The sequence below is a fragment of the Anabaena sp. TISTR 8404 genome, from assembly GCF_056847745.1.
On sequence record NZ_CP180578.1, the window covers coordinates 1301367 to 1322963 of the forward strand.

A 21597-nucleotide genomic window follows, 5' to 3' on the forward strand; every position below is an offset into this window, starting at 1 on the left:
CCTTCAGAGTATGTACAGATGCTCACGCAGCTATGGCAGTGGCTTAAAACACAGTCAAACCAGCCCACTGGTAGTAAACAGACTTTAAAAACCGTTAGGGAACAGGAGATGGTAGAACCACCTCCTGAGTTAACTAATGCTGATTTGGAACTTCTGTTTACCCAACTGCTAGAAGGGGTACATCAAGGACGAGGGCAACAGTGGGCTATTAGATATCTCCAACGCATGGAAGACCGTATTAGTACTGAGCGTTGGATAGATTGGTTACTCAATTTTGGTGAAAAATTGTTAATTTCACCTGCGCCTAATGAACAGTTAGCAGCGCAGATGGTACAACTTGGAGAACTCAATGTCGGCAAAGTTGGCGAACTTTCATACGACATTGGTATCCGATTAATGACACGGAATCTCGACGAATGGAATGAAGATACTGAGGCGCAACCTGCTGTATCCACAACCAACGATGAAAGTGATTCTGTGTTAAATACTCCCGGACAGAATTTGCTGCGTAATTTAGGCGAATCGTTGTGGGAGTATGATGAACCGCAAGAAAATGCAGCTGATGAAGTTTCTACGGAAAACGTCGAAGAAATCATCTGGGAATACACAGGAGAAGAATTTGTAGTTCGTACAATACCTCAAGACTCCACAACAGATAACTTATCTGTATCGAGTTGGGAATACGCAGGGGAAGAATTCACCACCTCACCACCCCAAGAAGTTTCCCCAGATAGCCTCTGGGAGTACCCACCAGGGGAAGAATTGGCAGAGACTACACCACCCCAAGAATATGTAACAGACAACACATCTGTATCGAGTTGGGAATACGCAGGGGAAGAATTCACCACCTCACCATCCCAAGAAGTTTCCCCAGAAAGCCTCTGGGAGTACCCACCAGGGGAAGAATTGGCAGAGACTACACCAACCCAAGAATATGTAATAAACAATACATCCTTATCTACTTGGGAATACGCAGGGGAAGAATTCACCACCACACCATCCCAAGAAGTTTCCCCAGATAGCCTCTGGGAGTATACAGCGGAAGAATTGGCAGAGACTACACCACCCCAAGAATATGTAATAGACAACACATCTGTATCAAGTTGGGAATACGCAGGGGAAGAATTCACCACCTCACCACCGCAGGAAATAGCAACAGAAAATCAGGAAGAAGTAACCTGGGAAGACACAGGAGAGGAATTTGTTCCTGCCGCAGCAGTAGCATTTTTGACTCCGGCTGCGGAGGATGTCATCGGTAACTTAGGCGAATTGTTATTAGAATATCCAGAACAACAGACAAGAATCGTCAGCACAGTATCTTCGGAAAATTCTTGGGATCAGTATTTAGCAAATTTAGATCCAAATGTCGCCTATACCCTAGATGAACTGTTGGGGAGGCTAGATCAAAGCGCTCATTTAGTGCAGCAGTTAGCGATAAATTTGACAACACAATCTAACCCGTCTCTACCTACTACAACTAATCCGGCAAATGCAGTCATTCAAGCTCAAGCTTGGTTTTATCAAGGTTTGCAACAAGCGAAAACCGGAGATTTAACAGGTGCGATCGCTTCTTATGATCGCGCCATTGAATTGCAACCAGAATCTTATGAGTATTGGTTTAATCGTGGCTTGACATTGTTCCATTTAGAACGTTTCGCCGAAGCTGTAGCTGCTTATGATACAGCTATTGACCTGAAACCAGACCATTTCAAAGCTTGGTACAATCGCGGCGGTACTCTGGGAGAATTGGGATTATTTGAGGAAGCGATCGCATCTTTTAATCAAGCTATAGAAATTCAGCCTAATTACCCAGAAGCTTGGGCTAGTAAAGCTTTGGCATTACTGAAGTTGGGACATCTGGGGGAAGCCATAGCAAGTTATGATCAAGCCTTGGAATTACAACCCCAAGACCCAGAAACATGGTATTACCGAGGTATCGCTTTAGCTGTGAGCGAACAGTATGAAGAAGCGATCACCTCATACAATCAAGCTTTAGAACTGCAACCAGACTATCACGAAGTTTGGATTGACCGAGGTGTGGTGCTGTTTAATTTAAAACAGTGGTCAGAAGCGATCGCCTCTTGGGATCAAGCCTTAGCTGCACAATCTGATTTTTATTTAGCTTGGTATAACCGGGGTGTAGCGCTAGATAACTTAGGCAAGCGCGAAGAAGCTATCACCTCATACCAAAAAGCCATAGCCATTAAACCCGACTTTCATCTAGCTTGGTACAATCAAGCAGTAGCACTGTTTTATTTAGAACGATATTCTGAAGCGATCGTTGCTTACGACAACGCCTTACAAATCAAACTGGACTACTGGGAAGCTTGGATTGGTCGAGGTACGGCGATCGGTCATCTACCAGATACCGATGTATTAAATTTATTAACGAGCGTTGCCGCCACTAATCCTGCCTTAAAGCAAGGCGGTTATGTGGGTAAACTAGCCAGCTATGAACAAGGGTTAAAACAAATCCGCCCTGATACGCACCCTGAAGGTTGGGGTAGATTGCATCTCGCCATTGGTAACACCCATTATGAACAAGGTAAAAAACAACCTGCATCCCGCCAACATTGGCGCAAATCTGTATTTGGCTACAATCAAGCACTGTTAACTCTTAGCTGGGAAGGGTTTCCTCAGCTGCATTTAGAGATACTGCAATCTTTAATTAAAGTGCTGTTAGGTTTAGGGCAAATCACACAAGCACAAGAATTACAACAACGCGCCGCTAATTTATTACAAGAATTGCTGAGTGATGAGACTCGTTCCGAGGAAAGTAAAAAACAGTTAGCGCTGAAATTTGCGGGAATTGGGCAATTAGCAGTTGACTTTTTAGTCGAATCTGGTGATTTGGTAGAAGCTTGGGAATTAGCAGAACAGGGAAAAAATGCTTGTTTACAATGGCTTTTGTTTGGCTGGCAAGATGAAATTTATTCACTCAACTATCGTTCAGTTCAACATTTATTGAATCCTTGCACTGCTATTATTTACTGGCATATTAGCCCAGCCGCCCTGCATACTTTCATTATTAAAGATGAAGCGCCATCACCTATTTTGGTATTTATTCCAGTACAAGAATTAGGAAATATATCATCAGAAACTACTAAACCGCTGCAAGAATTACCTTTACCTGAAGCTAGTAGAAGACTGATTGCTTTTGAACATTGGTTAGAAGACTGGAATCAAGCATATCAAGATTATTGTCACCAAGCCCAAGACCCACAAACTAAAAGCAATCATTTCTGGCGATCGCAGATGGAAGAAAAACTCTTACATCTGCAAAAAATTCTCGAAATTTCTACAATTACCCAAGAACTTGAAGGCATCACAAATCTAATTTTAATTCCTCACCGCGATTTGTCTAGATTGCCTTTGCACGTACTGTTTAACCCTTATAATTCTGACTCAGAAATCCCAGGTTTAGAGTCAAAATTAAATATTAACTATTTGCCTAGTGTCCACTTAGGTTTAACCTTACAACCTAGAATTTTAGGACGATTGCAAGAGCAAAAATTCCTCAGCATTGAATCTCCGACTAGAATAAATTATTCTCCACCAAAATTTGCTAAGTTGGAATCAGAAGTTATCAGCCAAATGTTTGATTATCCTCAACGTATCAAGGAGGAGGCAGCTACTAAAACTAATGTAGAAAATGTTTTAGCTGAGAATTACAATATCTTTCATTTTACAGGTAATGCCATCAACAATTTTATTGAACTGGCAAAATCAGAATTGGAATTGGCAGGTGAAGATAAACTGACAATAGAAGACATCTGTCAGAAAAATCTCATTAGTTACAACTTAGTAATACTTTCCGCTTGCAAATTTGCTAGTAATCTCAGCCAGAATATTACTACCGAATATGTCTCCTTAGTTCATGGTTTTCTCTGTAGTGGAGTTCCCCAAATTATCAGCACTCTTTGGAATGTTGAATCATCCGCCAGTGCTTTATTAAGCATAGAATTTTATCGCCGACTCCAGGTCAATCAATCACCAGCTAATGCCTTAACTGAAGCTACTACATGGTTGCAAGAAGTAACAGCCGGAGAATTAACTATATGGTATGCAGATCTAATTAAATCTCTCCATCCTGATGAATTAAGAATTAGAACTTATTTAGCAACACATCTATATAGAGTTAGCAAAATAGTTCCTGATAAAAAGCCATATAATCATCCTTATTATTGGGCAGGGTTCATAATTACAGGCAGAAATTAAGTAGGAACTATCATGTTCCTGGACGAGAGCGAAGATGTTCTGGTATATGATGGCGATCGCCTAAGATTTCTAACAAAGGGCCATTAACGTCAAATTTAACCATACTTACCGACGCAACCAAAATATTCACCCGATAGCGATAGCGTCCTAAATCAATTCCCAGTAAACTGCAAAGCAAAATCCGAATCGTGGCTTTATGGGAAACTACTAAAACATTCCCTTGGGGATGTTTTTCTTGAATTTCAGCAATTACAGGCATAGAACGGTTAGCAATATCTACCGCCGTTTCGCCACCTAGTGGTGCATTCCAAGCGGGTTCTGTCAACCACTTTACATAGTTTTCGGCGTATTTCTCTTGGGCAAACGATTTACTCTTACTTTCCCATTCGCCGTAACTACCTTCTCTCAGTCCATCACGTAACTGCATATCCATACCAATAGCATCACAAATTGGCTTGGCAGTTGCAATTGTGCGCTTCATCGGGCTAACATAAACCGCTTCCCACTTCAATTTTTGATAAACATCGGCAAAACTCTGTGCCATCTCCATCCCTTCAGATGTCAACTCCGCATCAGTTGCACCGCAGAAATTACCACTTTGACTAAAAGTAGTTTCTCCGTGTCGTAGTAAATATAAATTGAGTGTCATAGCTTGTATAGGATTGGCATAAAGGAGTGTGTGCAAACATAAAGTACCATTAATCTTGCAATCAAGTATGTAACACCAGGACAAAGTAATTAACCAAAAAAGTCAATCAACCACAAATTTTTGAATTTGTATCTAGCTTCAATCTTGCTAATGACCTTAATCTCTTCCATTAGATAAAATTTACAACCAATAGTTATCAATGACTTCCTACTCCCAATTTTTTAGCGGAAAGTCTAATGTCTGTGAGCAAAAATTCAGTGTAGGATGCGGCAGATAAAGCGATCGCTAAGGGTTTTCAGTCGTGGTTTATGAACAAATCAAAGCCAAACTACCTCAGAGGTTTTTCCCTAAAGCAGAAAACCCACCAGTTCCAGAACCAGAACCGATTTTAACTCCTGTAACACAACCACCAACTCCTACAGGGGTGGATATCATCTACAGAAAATATCGCTGCTGGACGGGAAATACTTTAAGCTGTGAATGGACACAAAAAACACTAGAGCAAAATCCCACTGCTAAAACTTGTCAAAACTGTGGTTTTCCGGCGCTTTTACCAGCAAAAACTGAATTTCGGGGATATAAAGGGCGATATCGCATAGATAGTTATCTTGGAAATCGTGGTCTGGGACGTTTATATCAGGGAATTCAACTAACAGACCAACAACCAGCAATTATTAAAGAATATTTATTACCCCAACTGGCTTTTAACTCAGAGGAAACTAGAGACCGGAAACAAGCCTTTGAACGCTTAGCTGGTTTGAGTTTAGCCGATGGGAGAATTCAAGATATTCGGTTGAATTTTCCTTGGGATGCGATCGCAGATCCAGTTGCCGAACGCTGCTATCTTGTTACTAGCGGCAATATCGATGCTTATCCCACTCTCAGGACATACCTGACAACTATTAATAAACCCATGTCTGAGAGGGAAGTGTACCGTGTTCTTGACCAAGTATTACAAACTCTGCAATTTCTCCACACTCAAAAATTTAGTCTTCCCACTGGGCAAATCCAACAGGGAATCGCTCACGGTAATATTAATCTTGATAGTCTGTTGATAGCGGCTGATACCGCAGAATTTTTTATCCATTTAAGTGATTTAGCATTGTGGGAAAAGTTGTTTGATTTATCAACTACAAAAACTATCATTTCTACTGTTGCTCAAGACTTGATAGATTTAGGATATGTTGCCTTTTATTTGTTAGCAGGTAATACGTTAGATACAGATATTGACCCGAAACAAGAGCAGTATTGGCAATTAGTAAGTCTAGATTTTAAAGCTTTTTTATTCAGACTTTTAGGACTAGGTACACCATTTAATAATGCCGAAGAAGCACGACAATCATTATTACAAATCCATCAGATTTTACCAAAGGAAGTATTAATAGTTACAGCAGAATCTGAAAAACAAATAAATAAGCTCTATCGTCCATCTATATTAATATTAAGTATATTAGGCGTATTATTTTTAGTTGGATTAATATTGTGGATAATACAAAAATTTCAATATCAAGAAGATGTAGTTGAAGAACCAGTAGTTTGTTGTTTAAAAAGTGTGACTGGTGTACCAGCGGGAAAATTTAACTACAGTGCTGAAAAAGAAAGTACTTGGAGTTTTATCCGACGACAAAGCAATTTGATATTGCAAAATCAAACCCTAGAAGAAAAGTTAAAAGCCAGTCAGCCGAAATTGCAGTTAAATTACCAGCCAGAAGATAGTTTAGAGCAAGCGATCGCTAACGTACAATCTAGTAAAGCAGACTTTGCGATCGCTAATTTAGTTGAAAAATTTAGTCCAGAGTTAAGACATAAAGAATTTGCCTATGATGGTTTAGTGGTATTTGTAGCTTTTAGTTATTCTAAGCGCGATAAAAGTCTACCAAGAGCGCTGAATGGTCAGATTAGTATTGAGCAATTACAAGATTTATATACAGGTAAAATTACTAACTGGAAACAATTAAAAAAAGCAAATTTACCTAATTTACCAGTCAGTCTTTACATACCCAAAGATACAGAATCAATCAGAGTTTTTGAAAATAGAGTACTACAAAATGCAAGTGCGATCGCAGCTTTTCGCAATTTACAACAACAGCAAAAATCCAGTACATCTTTCACAAATTCGACAGTCAATATCACGTCTTTGTCAACCTTAGAAATGTTGCAAAAAGTCTTGCGCGACTTTGAAGAAGAAAATATTGGCAGTATTGGTTTTGCTACACTCAGCCAAGTATTTGGTCAGTGTTCTGCTTATCCCTTAGCAATAGCATATCGTAATCATGCTGCTGTGCAAACTTTAGTACAAGATAATGGTAAATCAATAGATCCAAATACTGATTTATGTGATGATAAAGGCAGTTATAAACCTAACGTTCAAGTTTTTAAAACAGGCAGCTATCCACTAAGCTATCCATTAGTTGTATTGTATCCTGGAGATAACAGCCGTCCTCCCATCGGTCAAAAATTTGCAGAAATGCTGAGAACCTCAGAAGTACAACAACTATTAGAGAAAGCTGGTTTAGTACCACTAAATGAAAATAAACATTGAGTAGACTTTTGGCTAATATTCCAGAGGTAAACTTTATTGATATATGTAATTCTATTTCTCAGTTTTTTATATATGAATAATGATAGTGAGAAACAAAAAGCACTTGCTAAGTTAGCAGGAAAGATAATGTGCGATCGTCAACTACTATGGAAGCTGAGTGATAAAGTTTATGAATTGATGAAAGAAGACTTAAAGCAGCAAAAAGAAAAATTTAAAAATTAGATAGGAGGGAAAAATGGCTAACAGCAGCCGAGAGTTAAATTATGTTACCGCAAATAGATTTTATGTAGAAATTGAGAGTAATCTCACAGCCTGTTTTACAGAATGCCAAGGTTTGGGTGTTAACATTAAAACTGAAAAATTTGCTGAAGGTGGTGTTAATAATCAACAAAGAGTATTGTTAAATCCCGCAGATTTTTCCGATGTTATCCTCAAACGTGGTATTACTAACGACTTAACATTCTGGAATTGGTTAAATAAAGTTTTGAGTGGTGCAACAGAACGACGTAACGTCAATATTTTAGTTTTTAATCAAGCAGGCGAAACAATGCAATGTTGGACTTTAATTGGTGCTGTACCTATTTCCTGGAAAGCACCAAGTTTAAGTGCAGATTCTAGCACAGTTGCTATTGAAGAATTAACTTTAACATACGAAGGCTTGAAAGTTGATAAAACAAGGTCTGGCGGTGCATCTATTCTTTCTGGACGCGATAGCTCAGGATTCTTTTCTAGTAATTAATAAATAGTATATGGCAAAAAATGAGACAACAAATTTTGGCTCAGAGCCTTCAGAAACAGAAATAACAGACTTAAACTTAGGGATAAAGCGTCCTTTACTAACTCATAAACCTTTGGGGCAAAAATTAATCAGCCCCAAAACTTTAATGCCTATAGGTGCAAAAGCATTATCTAATTCTGACACTCAAGTTCAAAATTCACCTTTTGTTTCTGAATCTAAACCAAAACATTTAAACAAATCAAATCTATCTGAAGTAAATAAAGTAACAAAATCAACTAATATTCAACATAAATCAGAAAATAATAATCTTACAATAGATCTATCTCAAACTGAAGCGATCACACCTACTAATGTAAATTCGACAATTATTCAAGCAAAAAGAGAAATTCCCCAGTTACCTAAAGCCTTAAAAAAAATCTCCAATTATCGTCCTATTTCTCAATCATCAGTTGCAAATAAAATAGACTCAGAGGATATACCTCATTCAGTCCCTATTTCTTCTACTCCTACTTACCAAATCCAAAAAGCACCAGTACAAGACATACCAGATTCATGGTCAAGTATTGCTGAATTCTTTGGTGAAACTCAAGTTGATGGTGTTAGCCAAACAACGGTTATACAAGCGCTCAAAGACAAGCAACAAAGGGATAATTTAACACCTTTACAACATATCAGAACTCTAAAAAATCACACTTCTAAACAAGTTATCCAAGCCAGTCCTAAAACTTCAAATTCAGCCGAATCGATTGAGGAGAATGGTAGTAATTTATCGACCGACGAAGATTCTGCTTCAAAAGAAGAATTAGAAAACTTGGACACTCTTGCACGAGAAGTTTATAAAATGCTCAAACGGCGTTTGGCGATAGAAAGCGAACGCCGGGGTAATAATTACTCCGGGCGTTTGTCTTGGTAAATTTATCTCAGTAATCAACTTCTAAATCATAATACTGACAGAGAGTTTTGAGTTTTTCTTTGATGAGCGATCGCACATTCTCCGGTGCTACAATCACACAATCTGGTGCATATTGCATCACCTCTCGAATAAACCAAAAGGTACTAAAAACACCCCTCACAACTCGCCGCACTTTTCGTGTATCTGGTAGCCATTCATTTGTTTTGTCTTCTGGTTTAGGTTGATAAGCAAAGGCTAAACCAGCAAAAAGATACATTTCTACATCTATCTCTGCTAAACCAAAACGCCACTCACCACCAACAGGTAAAACCGCAGCATCTTGTATCCTATCTAAACGCAAACTCCAATTGTGCTGTAGTTCTTCGACATCAAAGTTACCTTGGGTTTCCTCACACCAGCAGTCAAGATACTGACGTTTTTCGTGAGTTGTAACTTTGGCGTAACGCACAGTAAAATTCCATACTCGTTGTGCTGCGTCTTGATAACTGAGTTGAAACGGCTGCTGGCGTAAGATGTAACGGTCTATTTCTAAACGCCACTGTGGAGGTAAGTTTCCTAAAAAACTTTCGATGTCGGTTCGCAGAGGTATTGGTAGTTCGCTACGTTCAAGTAATAATTGTGCGATTATCTGCGCCTGCTCATTTTGCCCTACGTCTCCTAATACTCGCATTGCTCGGTCAATAGCACGTATACGCGATTCTGACCAGTCGTGATTTTTACCAATAGTTAAATGATGACGAGCGATCGCTTCTATTAATTTGGAGATATTCGGGCGATCGCCCCACTTCATACCAAATTCCAGAGCTAAGTTTTCTAACTCAGCTTTATCGTGTTCTGATATCGACAGTGTAATAGATTGACCTTTTCGACTCATTAAAATTGTCCGTATACTTTATACTTGTAATCTCTTGTCAACTTCTATTTTGCGTGCCAATATAGTTTTTAACAACCAGTTACGGACACAATATAAGGTATTTGAATAAAGATATAAAAAAAGCCAGAGTCTTGCTCTGGCTGACAAACCCTGATAGGGATTTATGAGTTGTCTTAATGCCTTGATCACATCTTTCCTACAATTTCAATCCCTTATAGGGATTATGTTTGAATCTCAAGGCTTCTTTAGTATACATCTAAAAAAATCTCATTCAGAATTTTGTTGATTCTGCTAGTTAATCACTTTTTTACTACAGACAAATTTATAGTGTTATATTAAGGAGAACCGAAACAAAGCCGTTTCAGTTCACCTATGTTGAGTGGCATCTCATAGGTTAGCACTAACATGGCTTCTTCGGCGTAAACCTATCGAGGTAATTTCTGATGAAAGATAACCTTCAAGATCGGATGCTTCAACTGATGTCAGATACTTGCTGGCATTCTACAGAAGAGTTAGTAGAGAAAATTAGCCATCGATTTTCTGCAACTATGCACACTCTCAAGAAGCGTGGTTATCAGTTTGATAAACGTCGTATCCAAGGTCAACAGCACGAGTATAGACTGCTCATCAAGCCGAAAGCGATCGTATAAATAATATTTCTCGCATATTGGGGGTAGTTCCAGCTATTCCCATTTCCTTAAAAAGCAGCTAGTGAGGTCAATGACTATGACCGATGATAATTTGCTGTCCAGAATTTCCATTGATCCAAATATTTGTTTTGGTAAACCTTGCATTCTTGGACATCGGATTTGGGTTTCTCTGATTCTTGACCTTTTATCCGCAGGAAAAACAATTGAGACAATTATTGAAGCTTATCCAGGTATAGAAAAAGAAGACATACTCGCTTGTATTGCCTATAGTGCAGAGATGATAAAGAATGTTTTTGCAGACTCTTATTAATTTAGTGTATGTAGAACCATACCAAATTATCTCCAATTTTTCAGGACTTAGAGTAATTTATGAAAATCAAACTCCTTTCTACATGGTCAAAATATTCCCAGACATCTATTTCTCATATTCAACTTGTTACTCATCAACAAGAAGTTTGGGATGCTATTAAAAATTATCAAATTGTATTTGATACTGCTCTAACTGGTGACGGTAAAACTTTAGCTGCTCTTCTTCCAGCTTTTAATGAACGTGGGTTTGGAAAAGCTTTATTGAACTATCCTACCAATGAGCTTATACGCGACCAAGCTAAACAAATAGGAAAATGGAAAAATAAACTTAATCTTGATTTACAAATAGGTGAACTTACAGGAGCTAAATTAGCTTCCTATATGAGTGCTGAGGGTTTTAACAAAATTGAAACATTGAAAAATGCAGCCGAAGGCAATGACTTAATAGCAACCAATCCTGATATCTTTACTTTAATTCACCGCTTTTACTATAATCGTAGATTTGGCAACATAGCCCAAATAGCTGAATATTGGCTAACTTATTATCGGTACGTCGTATTTGACGAATTCCATATTTTTAGCGCACCACAAATTGCTAATGTCTTGGATGGTATTGCATTTAACAGAGCAAGTTTAGGAGAGCGTTTTGCAGCAAAATTTCTTTTTCTTTCTGCAACCCCAGATAATATTTTATTAAGAGTTCTTGACAAAGCAGGGATTACTACCAAAGTTATTAAAGGTGAGTATGATCATGATTTAAAAAAAAGTGATACTCATCGTAGAATTCTACACGAAGTTAAGTTAGATTTGGTTAGTTCTGAGCAAAGCAATGGGGGAATCGAAAATTGGGTTTTTGAGAATTTAGAATACATCAAGCAATTCTTTGTTCAATATCCTAAATCTAAAGGACTTATCATTGCTAACAGTGTATTTGCTGCCAAGCGAATAATCAAAACTTTAGAGAATACTAATTTGGGCTTAAGTATAGGGGAAAATACAGGTCTCACTGGTGCAAAAATTAGAGAAGATGCAATGAATAAACAATTAATTATTGCAACTTCCACAGTTGATGTAGGTGTAGACTTTGCTATAAACTTTTTAATTTACGAATCTTTAGATGCTGGAACATTTATTCAGCGTTTAGGCCGACTAGGAAGACATGATGGATTTACCAATTATCAAGCAATAGCTTTAGTTCCAGATTGGGTAAAAGATAAATTTTCTGAGATTTATCGTAATGAAACCGAAGTAGACAGAGAAAGTTTTTTCACAAATGTTAGAGAAAAAGTATATCAACAGCCTCAAAAATTTGACCGATATTTAAGCCGTTGGGGTTGTGTCCTTTCTACAATTAGGTTTTGTTTGCTTAATCAGCAAAAAGATCAATATCAAACTCTGATTGAGCGTTATTCTCAGGAAGCTACGCGGCTTGTTGGTGCAACTCCCAAATGGTGTCGGCTGAACGAACTCAAAGAACACAAAATTATTATTAAGGATCTGGAGACTTTTCGAGGTGCAGGACAGTTAGATATATGGATTAATGATCCATATACAAATGCAGTCAGGAGTATTAGTTTATTACGGTTACTTACAGGAACAGATTTTGAACTTATTTCAGAGGATGAAGCTCAGGAAATTAGTCGAAATTTAAATGAACCCTTTTATAAAAACAATTTGGGATTATATGCACGAATTACACAATATTTAAGTAGCTATGAACTTGTAGAAGTAACTTTTCCAGATTATTTGGATAGATTGGTTCTCAATATAGCACAAGAAAGGAAAGGATTTTTTATACAGAGTCAGCATAGAGAAATTAAAAAAATAAATCAACAGCTTGAATATTTACCCCTTACAACTTGCGTTGCAGACCCTAGTAAATACGATATTAAAGCATTGCGTCGTATTTATAGATTACCTGCTTTATTTGAATTACACAAAGTAGTAGATTTAAGTCGAAAACAATATCCTGTCGCTTTTGGATTGGATGCACTACTTTTAGACAGTCTTCTATATTGGCAACCAACTAATGAAATATTTATTGCGGGAGAGTGAAAAATGACAGATGATTTTGATTGGTTACAGCCTAATGATTATGGTAAACCCGTTATACCGGAAAAAGAGCCTCCGTTAGTAGTTTTAGCATTAGACACTTTGAATAAGGCTGAAGATAAAGTTTTGAGAGATTGGATAGAAAAGGTATTTCCTAATATTCTTGATTACTTCAGCCTCAAGCCAGCAAAAGGAATGAGTTTAGAAGCGGCTGAAAAGTTAGCTATTAATGCCAAAGCAGAGAAAAAAGAAAAAATTATTACTAAATTAGTTGAACATAAAGACCAAAGTTTAGCTATACACCTCTTAAATGCAGCGGTTGGTGGTTGGACTCTAGTTAAATTAGCAAATTTAGATGAACTTGAACAACGATTATATTTAGCAGCAGTTACTCTGCACGACCTCAATAAGGTTGTACTTACGCAATTAGGTAATGTGCGGATGGATGGTAAAGAATGGAATAAATATCAGCATTATTTCAACATTTGGGCTGAAACTTTAAGACTATGGAAATTTATCAGCAGTGAATATTGGCAAGATATAGCCTTTCTTGCCCAAAATGCGGAAGATGCAAGAGGAGCAAATTTAACTCTGGCTAACTTCCAAGATATACAATTACCTCCTGAACATTTGATGAACTTAGCTGAGTTTGTTCGCTTTGCGGACTTAGTAGCTTCTATAGCTCATCGTCCAGATAGTTTATATCAAGAAAATATTCGGGCAATTGTACAACGCAGGTTAAAGGATAAGTATATTATTCGTCATCATCGTACTATAGAAAACCGAGGATTATTAACTCAAACAATTCACAATGCAGTATTAAAGAAAGCAAGGGAAGTTGGATGGATAGATTTTTTATTTTTCCCTGATGGAGTTACATACTTTGCACCAAAAGATAGTGAAAAACCAGATTTATCAAACCTTGCTGAAATAGTGCGATCGCACATCTTAAAAACTGCTTCTAAGGGATTAGGTAGTTTAATTTATCGTCAACCAAAAGGTATTATCAGTTGTAAACCAGATATGAAAGAAGTTGCTGATGTTGAACTTGCAGCAGCAACTCTTATTCGCCAAGTTTTTAATATACTTGGTGAAAAGCGACCTCCGATAACTGGCGAAAGAAGAGAAAAAATCAGGTTACTTCCTGAATTAGTAGATTTAGATTGGAATTACCCAGCTAGTTTACAGGTAGATAGACTAGCAGAAGGAGTTAGAGGATTAGTAGATATTCTTAAAGAATACTATGAAGTAAGTGAAGAAAAGGCTATCCAAGCTTTACTTAATGCTTTAGATATGAATGAATATCTAGAAGCTTTACAACGCATACCTGCTCTTGGCGGTGTACCTCATGGTTGGTATTTTTTAGCTGGACATTATATTGGTAAAAATGGCAACTTCAATGATGCTGAACTTGAAAATGTAATGATAAAAGCTATCCGCCAAGTAATTGCAGAATGGGGTAAACCACAACAGTTAACAGCGTTTGCTTTTCTTGATTCTTATATTGCTCAAATATTAGATATCAGCGATAGTGATAAACACCATGATTTTGAAAAAGAGTTAAATCGTTACCATCGTAATAAAGCTAATCGTAAACGTGAACCAATATGTGCTGTTTGTAATAGTGCCTTTGATGTCCGAGAGGAATTTTCTAGTTATACTAACAAGCGAGTGACTAGCCTTTCCAAAGAATCTTTACGTGGTATTTGTACAGTTTGCCAAGCAGAAAAACTGCTTCGTAGTTACTCTTTACGCAGGAGTTTAGAAGTAGATGATGATGTTGTTTATCTGCACCTTTATCCAGATTACTACTTCACTCCAGAAACGGCTCTTATAATGAATCGAGCCTATCAAAGCTTTGCTCAAAATGTCTTTTATGATTTAGATAAAGAATTAGCTAAACATAATTACGCTCCTAAATATATTCCCCGTGCAGATGTTTTTAGGGTAGGCAGTGATTCTAAGGAAAATGAGAAACGGCGGCTTGAAAAAACAGAATATTTAGAAGGACAGATGCACGGCTATTATCTTTTAGGAATTCCAGCATTATTTAAAAAACCAACTGATACAGAAGTATGGCATATGCCAGCACTATTAACGCTAATTGCACCTTTAACCTTTGGTGTTAAAGTAGTTGCGAGTCGCTCAACTCTTCCACCATACGACTCAGGAGCAGATTTTAAAGAAACTGCGGTTTTGGATGACGTACATACTTACTGGCAACATAGCATCAGAAAATCTAGTTTCCGTCTTGATGAGTTGTTAACTGCTATTCCTGCGGCTTTTGCTGTGTATGCCCTGACATCCCAAGCATACCGTGATAGTAGAAATTTTCCTGTATGGAATGCTTTAAACAATGTTTCTCAATCTTTAGATACTAGTCCTTTGTATGTGTTTCATTACGCAGATCGCATACTTGAAAATATTAAAAAGGAGGAGCGTAAAAAGAAAGCAACTCAGCTTAATGATCCATCAATTATTGTTGCCGCAAAATTGCTAAGTTACTACCAACTGTTAATCGATTATTACAAATGCCATAGCCCTATGAAAATGATTGAAGGATTAGTGAACAAATATGCTGAGTTTTATCGAGCGTCAGGTAAAAATTCCTCAGCTTACACAAGAATTCGACCTTTAAACATAGCTGCAAAGGTTATCTTAGAAAGCCAGCCTAATACTGCTGACGATGATCTGCAATTAATGATAGAAGGTTACTTGTTTTCTCTAGTAGATGGTGTACTAAATAACAATAACGAAGGTTATATACCATCGGAGGTAGTGAAGGATAAAAACCTGCGTCAAGCTGTTATTGAAGAATTTGCTAAATATTTTGTCAACGAAGTATTTAAGAACTATTGTAGGTCTGAAAGATCACTTCTAAGACAAAATATCAATCTTATTCGTCATGCGGCGGAGGCTTGGTATATCAAACAGTACATCAAAAAGCCTGAAGAAAAAGCACAAAAATCAGAAAATAAGGAGTCAAATTAATGTTTGAACAATACAAGAAACATTTTCAGGATTTTATTCCTCGCATTCCAGGAGCTAAATATGCTCACTTTGTAATTCTGCGAGAAACTGACTCTTATGCAGTATTTAAAACAGATGGAGAACTAAATGTAGCAAGAGTTAGAGCCGGAATAAATGCTCCACAAGTAATTAGTCGTTTAGTTCTTTTTAAACGTAAGCAAACTACTCCTGAACGTTTAACAGGACGTGAATTATTGCGACGTTATGAAATCTACAGTCATATCAAAACCCAACATAATAAAGACTGCGCTTACAATGAAAATCCTTGTGGAGTTTGTCCTGACTGCGTTATTTACGGTTATGCTGTCGGTAAAGGTGGCGCGGATAATTCTGGTTCGGAGAAATCCAAAGTTTTTATAGATTCAGCTTACGCTGTTCCCAAATATGAAGAGTCTCACGGAACTTTTACGCTGAACGCACCTTATGAAGATGGGACTATGACGCAGGGAACAGACACGACTAACCGTTTTAGTGAACAAGACCATGTATTGCCAGAAGTGCCTTTTCCCAGTGTAGTTACATTACGTGACCCGACACCAAATACTTTTTTATATCTGTTGAATAATTTGTACCGTACTAAACGTTATGGCGCACAGACTACACGTACTGGACAAATGCGAAATAAGGTTGTAGCAATAATATTTGCTGACGGTGAAATTTTCAGCAATTTGCGCTTAACTCAAAAAATTTATGACATTATCGGAGAAGTTTTACCTCCTTATGAACTTGATTCTCTTAAAGAAGCTACCGAGCAAGCTGTCAATGAATTGATTCAAGAAGACGGAGTTTTTTATGAATTAATCGCAAAAGAAGCTCTTGTATCTCTTCAAAATGAAGCTCAATCTATTCTTGCAGATGAGGCTAGTTTTCAACAATGGATGAATTTATTGACAGAAGAGACTTTAAATTATGCAAAAGCAACGGGTGTTCTGAAAGAAGAAAAATCAGAAAATACTAACAGCAGCAGAAGTAGAAGGAATAGAAATAAGACAGATGAAGGGGAGGACTCATAATGTATGCAAGTTTATCGTCTTCTCCTGACATTGCAAGACCCACTGTATTTTGCTACTCGTGAGTTAGGTAGGCTTTATGTAACAGAGCAATATTTACATAACTATGCTCTGGCTTATGCTCTTGGTTTAGCGAAAAGTAGTTATTACGATGCAGAGCATATACCCCATTACGAAAGAGATTTAGAACCTCTCAATCAGCAAGGTATTTATATTACACCTGCACGTCCTTTAGAATCTGCTTATGTAACGCACACCTATAAATTTGCTAACCTCTCTTATCATGTCAAAATGGATAAAATCAGCAAAAATATTCCTACTTTTGGACGTATTAGAGAGTTAGCACCAGAAAGTGTATTTGAGTTTTTTGTTATCTCCCAAAAAGAACTCAAATTACCAAAATGGATTCGTCTAGGTAAATGGATGAGTAAGGCTGAGGTGACAGTTGAACCATTACCACAACCTCAAACTACTGAAGGTTTATTTACCTGCAAATATCCTTTAAATCCTTTGGATGTGATGTTTACCAATCAAGTGATTAGCTACGATGTGGTGAATATGCCTCCAGTTAGTTTAATTCAAAATGTACAAATGCGAGGGCAATACTATCAATTCAAAGAGTTGAAAGACATCAAAATTCCGGCTCGTATGGCATATCATTTTCGTAGTTAATTATTACTGCAACGCTCCCCACTTGTGAAACACTATCAGCAACAACCAAACGCCTTCCCCAGCGAATACCTCAATAACTTGTGGGGAGAAATTCATGCTTGTCCTTACTTTGCTGTCAACAACCTCAACCGCGATTTTGTCGGTACTAAGGGATTTTCTGTGGTATTCAGGCGATCGCATATCTCCACAGTAGAGCAAAAATTCCCCTACTTCAAACCCTACCTTGATTTGGCTCTCCAGCCTAACTGTAACGCTTTTTACCTCAACCCCTTACTACTTAAAGAAGGTTCTCGCGTCGATCCGCATATAGATCGTTCTCTACGTTCCTACTGCAAAACCGTTGAACCACCTACCTTTGTCAGCGTTCTTTATGTGCGCGTACCAGAAAATATGGAAGGGGGTGAACTGGTACTCAAATCGCACAAACGCCAACTAGGACAAATTAAGCCGCAGATGAATACCCTACTCTACTTTCAAGGCGATTTAACTCATTCTGTCAATGCTGTGAGAACCCCTGGAAGCCGCCTGAGTTTAGTTTGCGAACAGTATACTTTAAGCGATGCTGAAGTCGTAGAAATACCAGAGTTTACAGTAGAGTCTAGAGTTGCTCAAAATACAACAAAGAAACGCAAGTAAGTTTTTTGACTTTTGCCTTTTGACTTTTGACTTGATTATATGCCGCACAGTCTAGTTCTTAATCTGCTTCCGCAGTCGCCTATTCCACAGCAGTATCTTACAGGTAGACATTTACACGCCCTATTTTTAACTCTAGTCAGTTCTGTAGATCGAGAATTAGGCGATCGCTTACATGATTCTACCGCAGACAAAGCCTTTACCCTCTCCCCGCTACAAATTAGTAGCACTAACTCCCCCCTTTTGAAGGGGAGTAGGGGGGGATCTAAACTACAGTGGGAACATCAAAAACCAATTTCCGCCGGAACACCCTGCTGGTGGCGTATCTCCTTATTAGATGACACGCTTTTTGGTAAGCTAACGCAACTATGGCTCAACCTCAATCCTAATCACCCTTGGCATCTTGGCCCGGCTGATTTGTATATTACCAGCATTCAAGGCACACCCCAATCAACGCAACCTTGGGCAAATGCTTGCACCTATACTCAATTGTACGAAGAAGCCAGTGATACTGAACGTTCTCTTAACTTTACCTTCGCCACACCCACCGCCTTCCGCCAAGGACATTTTGATACTACCCTTCCGACTAGAGAATGTGTTTTCAATTCCCTAATTTCGCGGTGGAATAAATATAGCGGTATAGAACTATCTGGCATTTCTCTTGAGTCAATATTCCCTTCATTTGTTAACATCCACACAGAAATATTAGCCGACTCTCGCAGCAAATTTATTGGCATTATTGGCGAAGTTAATTATCGAATATTAGGTGAAGCTGAACCTAGCCAAATTAAACAGCTTAACACCTTAGCTAACTTTGCGTTATATGCAGGAGTCGGACGCAAAACAACAATGGGTATGGGAATGGTACGTCGAATGTGAAGTATGAATTATGAAGTCTGAAGTGTGAAATAAATTATGAACGATATTGAATATATACCAATTGCAGCATTAAACCAATATGCCTACTGTTCGCATCGCTGTTGGCGGATGTTTTGTGCAGGCGAATTTAGTGATAACCAATACACAATTGAAGGTACAACCTTACACGATCGCGTCCATACTTTAAGTGAAGGACAACGTGAAGAAACTTGGCAAATTCGCGCCATTTGGTTGAAATCTGATAAGTACAAACTGATTGGCAAAGCCGATTTAGTTGAATTAGAAAACGGTGAATGCTACCCCATCGAATACAAACGCGGACGCAAAGGCGAATGGGATAATGATGAATTGCAAGTCTGCGCTCAAGCTTTGTGTTTGGAAGAAATGACAGGCAAATCTATCAGCATAGGCTATATTTATTATGCACATTCACACCAACGTCAACTAGTAGAAATTAACGACGAATTAAGACAGAGTGCGATCGCAACAATTGAAGCCGTACAAATGCTTTTATTTACAGGCGCAATGCCCAAAGCCATCAAAACAAAACGCTGTGATGGATGCAGTTTATCTCCTCAATGTCTTCCTCAATCAGCCGATAAAGTAAGACGCTATCAAGAAGCTATTTAAAAGCTCACGCCAAGGCGCAAAGACGCAAAGAAAAAATGTGTCTAATCCTCCGCGAAACTCTGCACTACCCTCCGCGCCGCTCTGCGTCAAAAAAAACTCTCTCTCACCTCTCATAAAGGAAATAATCATGGGTACAGTTTACATCAGCCAAGAAGACGCTTTCATTGGCAAAATTGATGAACGCCTTAGCGTCAAATTCGATAAAAAAACTATTTTAGATGTACCACTCATCAAAATAGAAGGTGTAGTAGTTTTAGGACGTGCTACCGTTTCGCCTGCTGTTATTTCAGAACTACTAGAACGCAGCATTCCCCTCACATTCCTCACAGAAAATGGTCGTTATTTAGGACGCATAGAACCAGAAGTTACGAAAAATATATTTGTCCGCAAAGCCCAATGGCAAGCTGCTGGAGAATCACCCCAAGCAATTCATGTAGTCCAAGGATTTGTACGTGGTAAATTGAAAAATTACCGTAACCTCCTCACTCGTCGCCAGCGCGAATCTTCCGATATAGATTTATCTAAAAAGATTACACAATTAGAACAAGCGATCGCACCCATCGACACTACACATAATATCAACTCCCTGCGAGGTTTAGAAGGTGCTGGTAGTGCAGCTTACTTTGGTTGTTTTAATGAACTAATTAAGAATGCAGAATTTCAATTTTCTCACCGCTTGCGCCGTCCGCCTACTGATCCGGTGAATTCTTTACTTAGTTTTGGTTACTCATTATTGCGCCATGATGTGCAGGGTGCGATTAATATAGTTGGGTTTGATCCATATTTAGGATATCTGCATTGCGATCGCTATGGTAGACCCTCTCTAGCACTAGACTTAATGGAAGAATTTCGCCCTCTAATAGTAGATGCAGTAGTGTTATCTACCTTAAACAAGCAACTGCTAACACCCGCAGATTTTGTCACCGAACCCTTAAGCGGTGCAGTTTCCCTCACACCTGAAGGACGAAAAACATTCCTGCGCTTATACGCACAGAAAAAACAATCCGAATTTAAACATCCCGTTATGGGGCGCAAATGCACTTATCAAGAAGCTTTTGAACTACAAGCGCGACTATTAGCGAAATACCTTATGGGTGAAACCGAGAAATATCCGCCACTGGTTTTGAAATAGGTGACAGGAGGAAGTTTGAGTGAAAGATGAATTGAAAAAGAAAGTGGTTGTATCTTACGATGTCCCAGAAGACAAACGCCGTACCAAAATCCATAAAATTTTGAAATCTTATGGACAGTGGGTGCAGTATAGCGTATTTGAGTGCCAGCTTACCGAGACTCAATATGCCAAATTGCGATCGCGTTTGCACAAACTCATTAAACCTGATACCGACAGCATCCGCTTTTACTTTCTCTGCGCTTGCTGTTTTGATAAAATCGAACGCATCGGTGGCGAACAACCCCGCGACGAAACCATTTTCTTTGCCTAATGCGCGGATGGGTAGCTGTAGAAAATCAGGGTTGAGGAAAAATAGCTGTCTTCCTTTCAGTACAAGAATTTGCAGAAAAAATCATTTAAAATCATCCGCGCACCTTGTATCGTCTTGGTTTCAGCTATTTTTCTCAAATCACCTAAAATTTTCTCCGGCTATAATCAACCCATCCGCGAAACTGAACCTCGAAAACCAAATACAGATTAGCTTTTCGGCTCCCGCAGTTGAAATTTCAAATAATCCCTATCAGGGATTGAAACACGGCATTCCTAAGCGATTAAGACTTGTGGGCGATCGCGTTGAAATTTCAAATAATCCCTATCAGGGATTGAAACTTAAAAAAATTTGATAT

The 21597-nt window shown here is 38.3% G+C and carries 18 protein-coding genes and 1 CRISPR repeat array (1 of these 19 cut by a window edge); of the genes, 16 read left to right on the top strand and 2 right to left on the bottom strand.

Annotation, left to right across the window (positions count from 1 at the left end; translation table 11 throughout):
* Positions 1-18 precede the first annotated feature (18 nt).
* Positions 19-4218 (top strand): CHAT domain-containing protein, encoded by a 4200-nt coding sequence (locus tag ACMX3D_RS05590; protein WP_482750460.1) that lies wholly within the window; start codon positions 19-21, stop codon positions 4216-4218.
* Between the two features lie 10 nt (positions 4219-4228).
* Here the strand turns inward: ACMX3D_RS05590 and ACMX3D_RS05595 are convergent, their stop codons facing one another.
* Positions 4229-4867, bottom strand: coding sequence for a histidine phosphatase family protein (locus ACMX3D_RS05595; protein WP_482750461.1), 639 nt, complete (start codon positions 4865-4867; stop codon positions 4229-4231).
* 301 nt (positions 4868-5168) lie between these two features.
* On the opposite strand from ACMX3D_RS05595, the gene ACMX3D_RS05600 reads away from it, so the two are divergent.
* From ACMX3D_RS05600 to ACMX3D_RS05615, 4 genes are all read left to right on the top strand, one after another.
* Complete coding sequence (locus ACMX3D_RS05600; RefSeq protein ID WP_482750462.1) at positions 5169-7409, top strand: substrate-binding domain-containing protein; 2241 nt, start codon at positions 5169-5171, stop codon at positions 7407-7409.
* A gap of 72 nt (positions 7410-7481) precedes the next feature.
* Positions 7482-7631 (top strand): hypothetical protein, encoded by a 150-nt coding sequence (locus ACMX3D_RS05605; protein WP_482750463.1) that lies wholly within the window; start codon positions 7482-7484, stop codon positions 7629-7631.
* A 13-nt stretch (positions 7632-7644) separates the two neighbouring features.
* Positions 7645-8148, top strand: a complete 504-nt coding sequence (locus ACMX3D_RS05610) for a phage tail protein (protein ID WP_482750464.1) — start codon at positions 7645-7647, stop codon at positions 8146-8148.
* 10 nt (positions 8149-8158) lie between these two features.
* Positions 8159-9061, top strand: coding sequence for a hypothetical protein (locus tag ACMX3D_RS05615; RefSeq protein WP_482750465.1), 903 nt, complete (start codon positions 8159-8161; stop codon positions 9059-9061).
* Positions 9062-9068: 7 nt separating this feature from the next.
* On the opposite strand, the gene ACMX3D_RS05620 is transcribed toward ACMX3D_RS05615, so the two are convergent.
* Positions 9069-9935 carry a WYL domain-containing transcriptional factor gene (locus ACMX3D_RS05620; RefSeq protein WP_482750466.1) on the bottom strand — a complete coding sequence of 289 codons (867 nt, stop codon included), beginning with the start codon at positions 9933-9935 and terminating at the stop codon, positions 9069-9071.
* A gap of 443 nt (positions 9936-10378) precedes the next feature.
* On the opposite strand from ACMX3D_RS05620, the gene ACMX3D_RS05625 reads away from it, so the two are divergent.
* The 11 genes from ACMX3D_RS05625 to cas2 all read left to right on the top strand — a co-directional run bounded on the left by ACMX3D_RS05625 (position 10379) and on the right by cas2 (position 21242).
* Complete coding sequence (locus ACMX3D_RS05625; RefSeq protein WP_482750467.1) at positions 10379-10585, top strand: hypothetical protein; 207 nt, start codon at positions 10379-10381, stop codon at positions 10583-10585.
* A gap of 76 nt (positions 10586-10661) precedes the next feature.
* The gene (locus ACMX3D_RS05630) at positions 10662-10895 is read left to right on the top strand and encodes a DUF433 domain-containing protein (RefSeq protein ID WP_482750468.1); all 234 of its coding nucleotides are present in this window, start codon (positions 10662-10664) and stop codon (positions 10893-10895) included.
* Positions 10896-10954: 59 nt separating this feature from the next.
* Entirely contained in the window at positions 10955-12949 is a 1995-nt protein-coding gene (gene cas3 / locus ACMX3D_RS05635) for a type I-D CRISPR-associated helicase Cas3' (RefSeq protein WP_482750469.1), read from the top strand.
* A gap of 3 nt (positions 12950-12952) precedes the next feature.
* The gene (cas10d, locus tag ACMX3D_RS05640; RefSeq protein ID WP_482750470.1) at positions 12953-15937 is read left to right on the top strand and encodes a type I-D CRISPR-associated protein Cas10d/Csc3; all 2985 of its coding nucleotides are present in this window, start codon (positions 12953-12955) and stop codon (positions 15935-15937) included.
* Positions 15937-16989, top strand: a complete 1053-nt coding sequence (cas7d, locus tag ACMX3D_RS05645) for a type I-D CRISPR-associated protein Cas7/Csc2 (protein ID WP_482750471.1) — start codon at positions 15937-15939, stop codon at positions 16987-16989. Before cas10d ends, cas7d begins: the two co-directional genes overlap by 1 nt.
* A gap of 3 nt (positions 16990-16992) precedes the next feature.
* Positions 16993-17658 carry a type I-D CRISPR-associated protein Cas5/Csc1 gene (cas5d, locus tag ACMX3D_RS05650; protein WP_482750472.1) on the top strand — a complete coding sequence of 222 codons (666 nt, stop codon included), beginning with the start codon at positions 16993-16995 and terminating at the stop codon, positions 17656-17658.
* A gap of 24 nt (positions 17659-17682) precedes the next feature.
* Positions 17683-18294: a 2OG-Fe(II) oxygenase gene (locus ACMX3D_RS05655; RefSeq protein ID WP_482750473.1), complete on the top strand. Its 612-nt coding sequence runs from the start codon at positions 17683-17685 to the stop codon at positions 18292-18294.
* A gap of 39 nt (positions 18295-18333) precedes the next feature.
* Entirely contained in the window at positions 18334-19170 is an 837-nt protein-coding gene (gene cas6 / locus ACMX3D_RS05660; RefSeq protein ID WP_482750474.1) for a CRISPR-associated endoribonuclease Cas6, read from the top strand.
* A 36-nt stretch (positions 19171-19206) separates the two neighbouring features.
* The gene (gene cas4 / locus ACMX3D_RS05665) at positions 19207-19800 is read left to right on the top strand and encodes a CRISPR-associated protein Cas4 (protein ID WP_482750475.1); all 594 of its coding nucleotides are present in this window, start codon (positions 19207-19209) and stop codon (positions 19798-19800) included.
* 127 nt (positions 19801-19927) lie between these two features.
* Positions 19928-20932 (top strand): type I-D CRISPR-associated endonuclease Cas1d, encoded by a 1005-nt coding sequence (cas1d, locus tag ACMX3D_RS05670; RefSeq protein ID WP_482750476.1) that lies wholly within the window; start codon positions 19928-19930, stop codon positions 20930-20932.
* A gap of 19 nt (positions 20933-20951) precedes the next feature.
* On the top strand, positions 20952-21242 hold the full coding sequence (gene cas2, locus ACMX3D_RS05675; RefSeq protein WP_482750477.1) for a CRISPR-associated endonuclease Cas2: 291 nt from the start codon (positions 20952-20954) through the stop codon (positions 21240-21242).
* 226 nt (positions 21243-21468) lie between these two features.
* A CRISPR array of direct repeats spans positions 21469-21597; the repeat unit is 37 nt; unit sequence GTTGAAATTTCAAATAATCCCTATCAGGGATTGAAAC (it continues 2398 nt past the right edge of the window).

Excerpts from the sequence above, each read along its gene's own strand:
- ACMX3D_RS05590 (WP_482750460.1), top strand. The coding sequence starts at position 19 with ATGCTCACGCAGCTATGGCAGTGGCTTAAAACACAGTCAAACCAGCCC.
- ACMX3D_RS05595 (WP_482750461.1), bottom strand. The coding sequence starts at position 4,867 with ATGACACTCAATTTATATTTACTACGACACGGAGAAACTACTTTTAGT.
- ACMX3D_RS05605 (WP_482750463.1), top strand. The coding sequence starts at position 7,482 with ATGAATAATGATAGTGAGAAACAAAAAGCACTTGCTAAGTTAGCAGGA.
- ACMX3D_RS05610 (WP_482750464.1), top strand. The coding sequence starts at position 7,645 with ATGGCTAACAGCAGCCGAGAGTTAAATTATGTTACCGCAAATAGATTT.
- ACMX3D_RS05615 (WP_482750465.1), top strand. The coding sequence starts at position 8,159 with ATGGCAAAAAATGAGACAACAAATTTTGGCTCAGAGCCTTCAGAAACA.
- ACMX3D_RS05620 (WP_482750466.1), bottom strand. The coding sequence starts at position 9,935 with ATGAGTCGAAAAGGTCAATCTATTACACTGTCGATATCAGAACACGAT.
- ACMX3D_RS05625 (WP_482750467.1), top strand. The coding sequence starts at position 10,379 with ATGAAAGATAACCTTCAAGATCGGATGCTTCAACTGATGTCAGATACT.
- ACMX3D_RS05630 (WP_482750468.1), top strand. The coding sequence starts at position 10,662 with ATGACCGATGATAATTTGCTGTCCAGAATTTCCATTGATCCAAATATT.
- cas3 (WP_482750469.1), top strand. The coding sequence starts at position 10,955 with ATGAAAATCAAACTCCTTTCTACATGGTCAAAATATTCCCAGACATCT.
- cas10d (WP_482750470.1), top strand. The coding sequence starts at position 12,953 with ATGACAGATGATTTTGATTGGTTACAGCCTAATGATTATGGTAAACCC.
- cas7d (WP_482750471.1), top strand. The coding sequence starts at position 15,937 with ATGTTTGAACAATACAAGAAACATTTTCAGGATTTTATTCCTCGCATT.
- cas5d (WP_482750472.1), top strand. The coding sequence starts at position 16,993 with ATGCAAGTTTATCGTCTTCTCCTGACATTGCAAGACCCACTGTATTTT.
- cas6 (WP_482750474.1), top strand. The coding sequence starts at position 18,334 with ATGCCGCACAGTCTAGTTCTTAATCTGCTTCCGCAGTCGCCTATTCCA.
- cas4 (WP_482750475.1), top strand. The coding sequence starts at position 19,207 with ATGAACGATATTGAATATATACCAATTGCAGCATTAAACCAATATGCC.
- cas1d (WP_482750476.1), top strand. The coding sequence starts at position 19,928 with ATGGGTACAGTTTACATCAGCCAAGAAGACGCTTTCATTGGCAAAATT.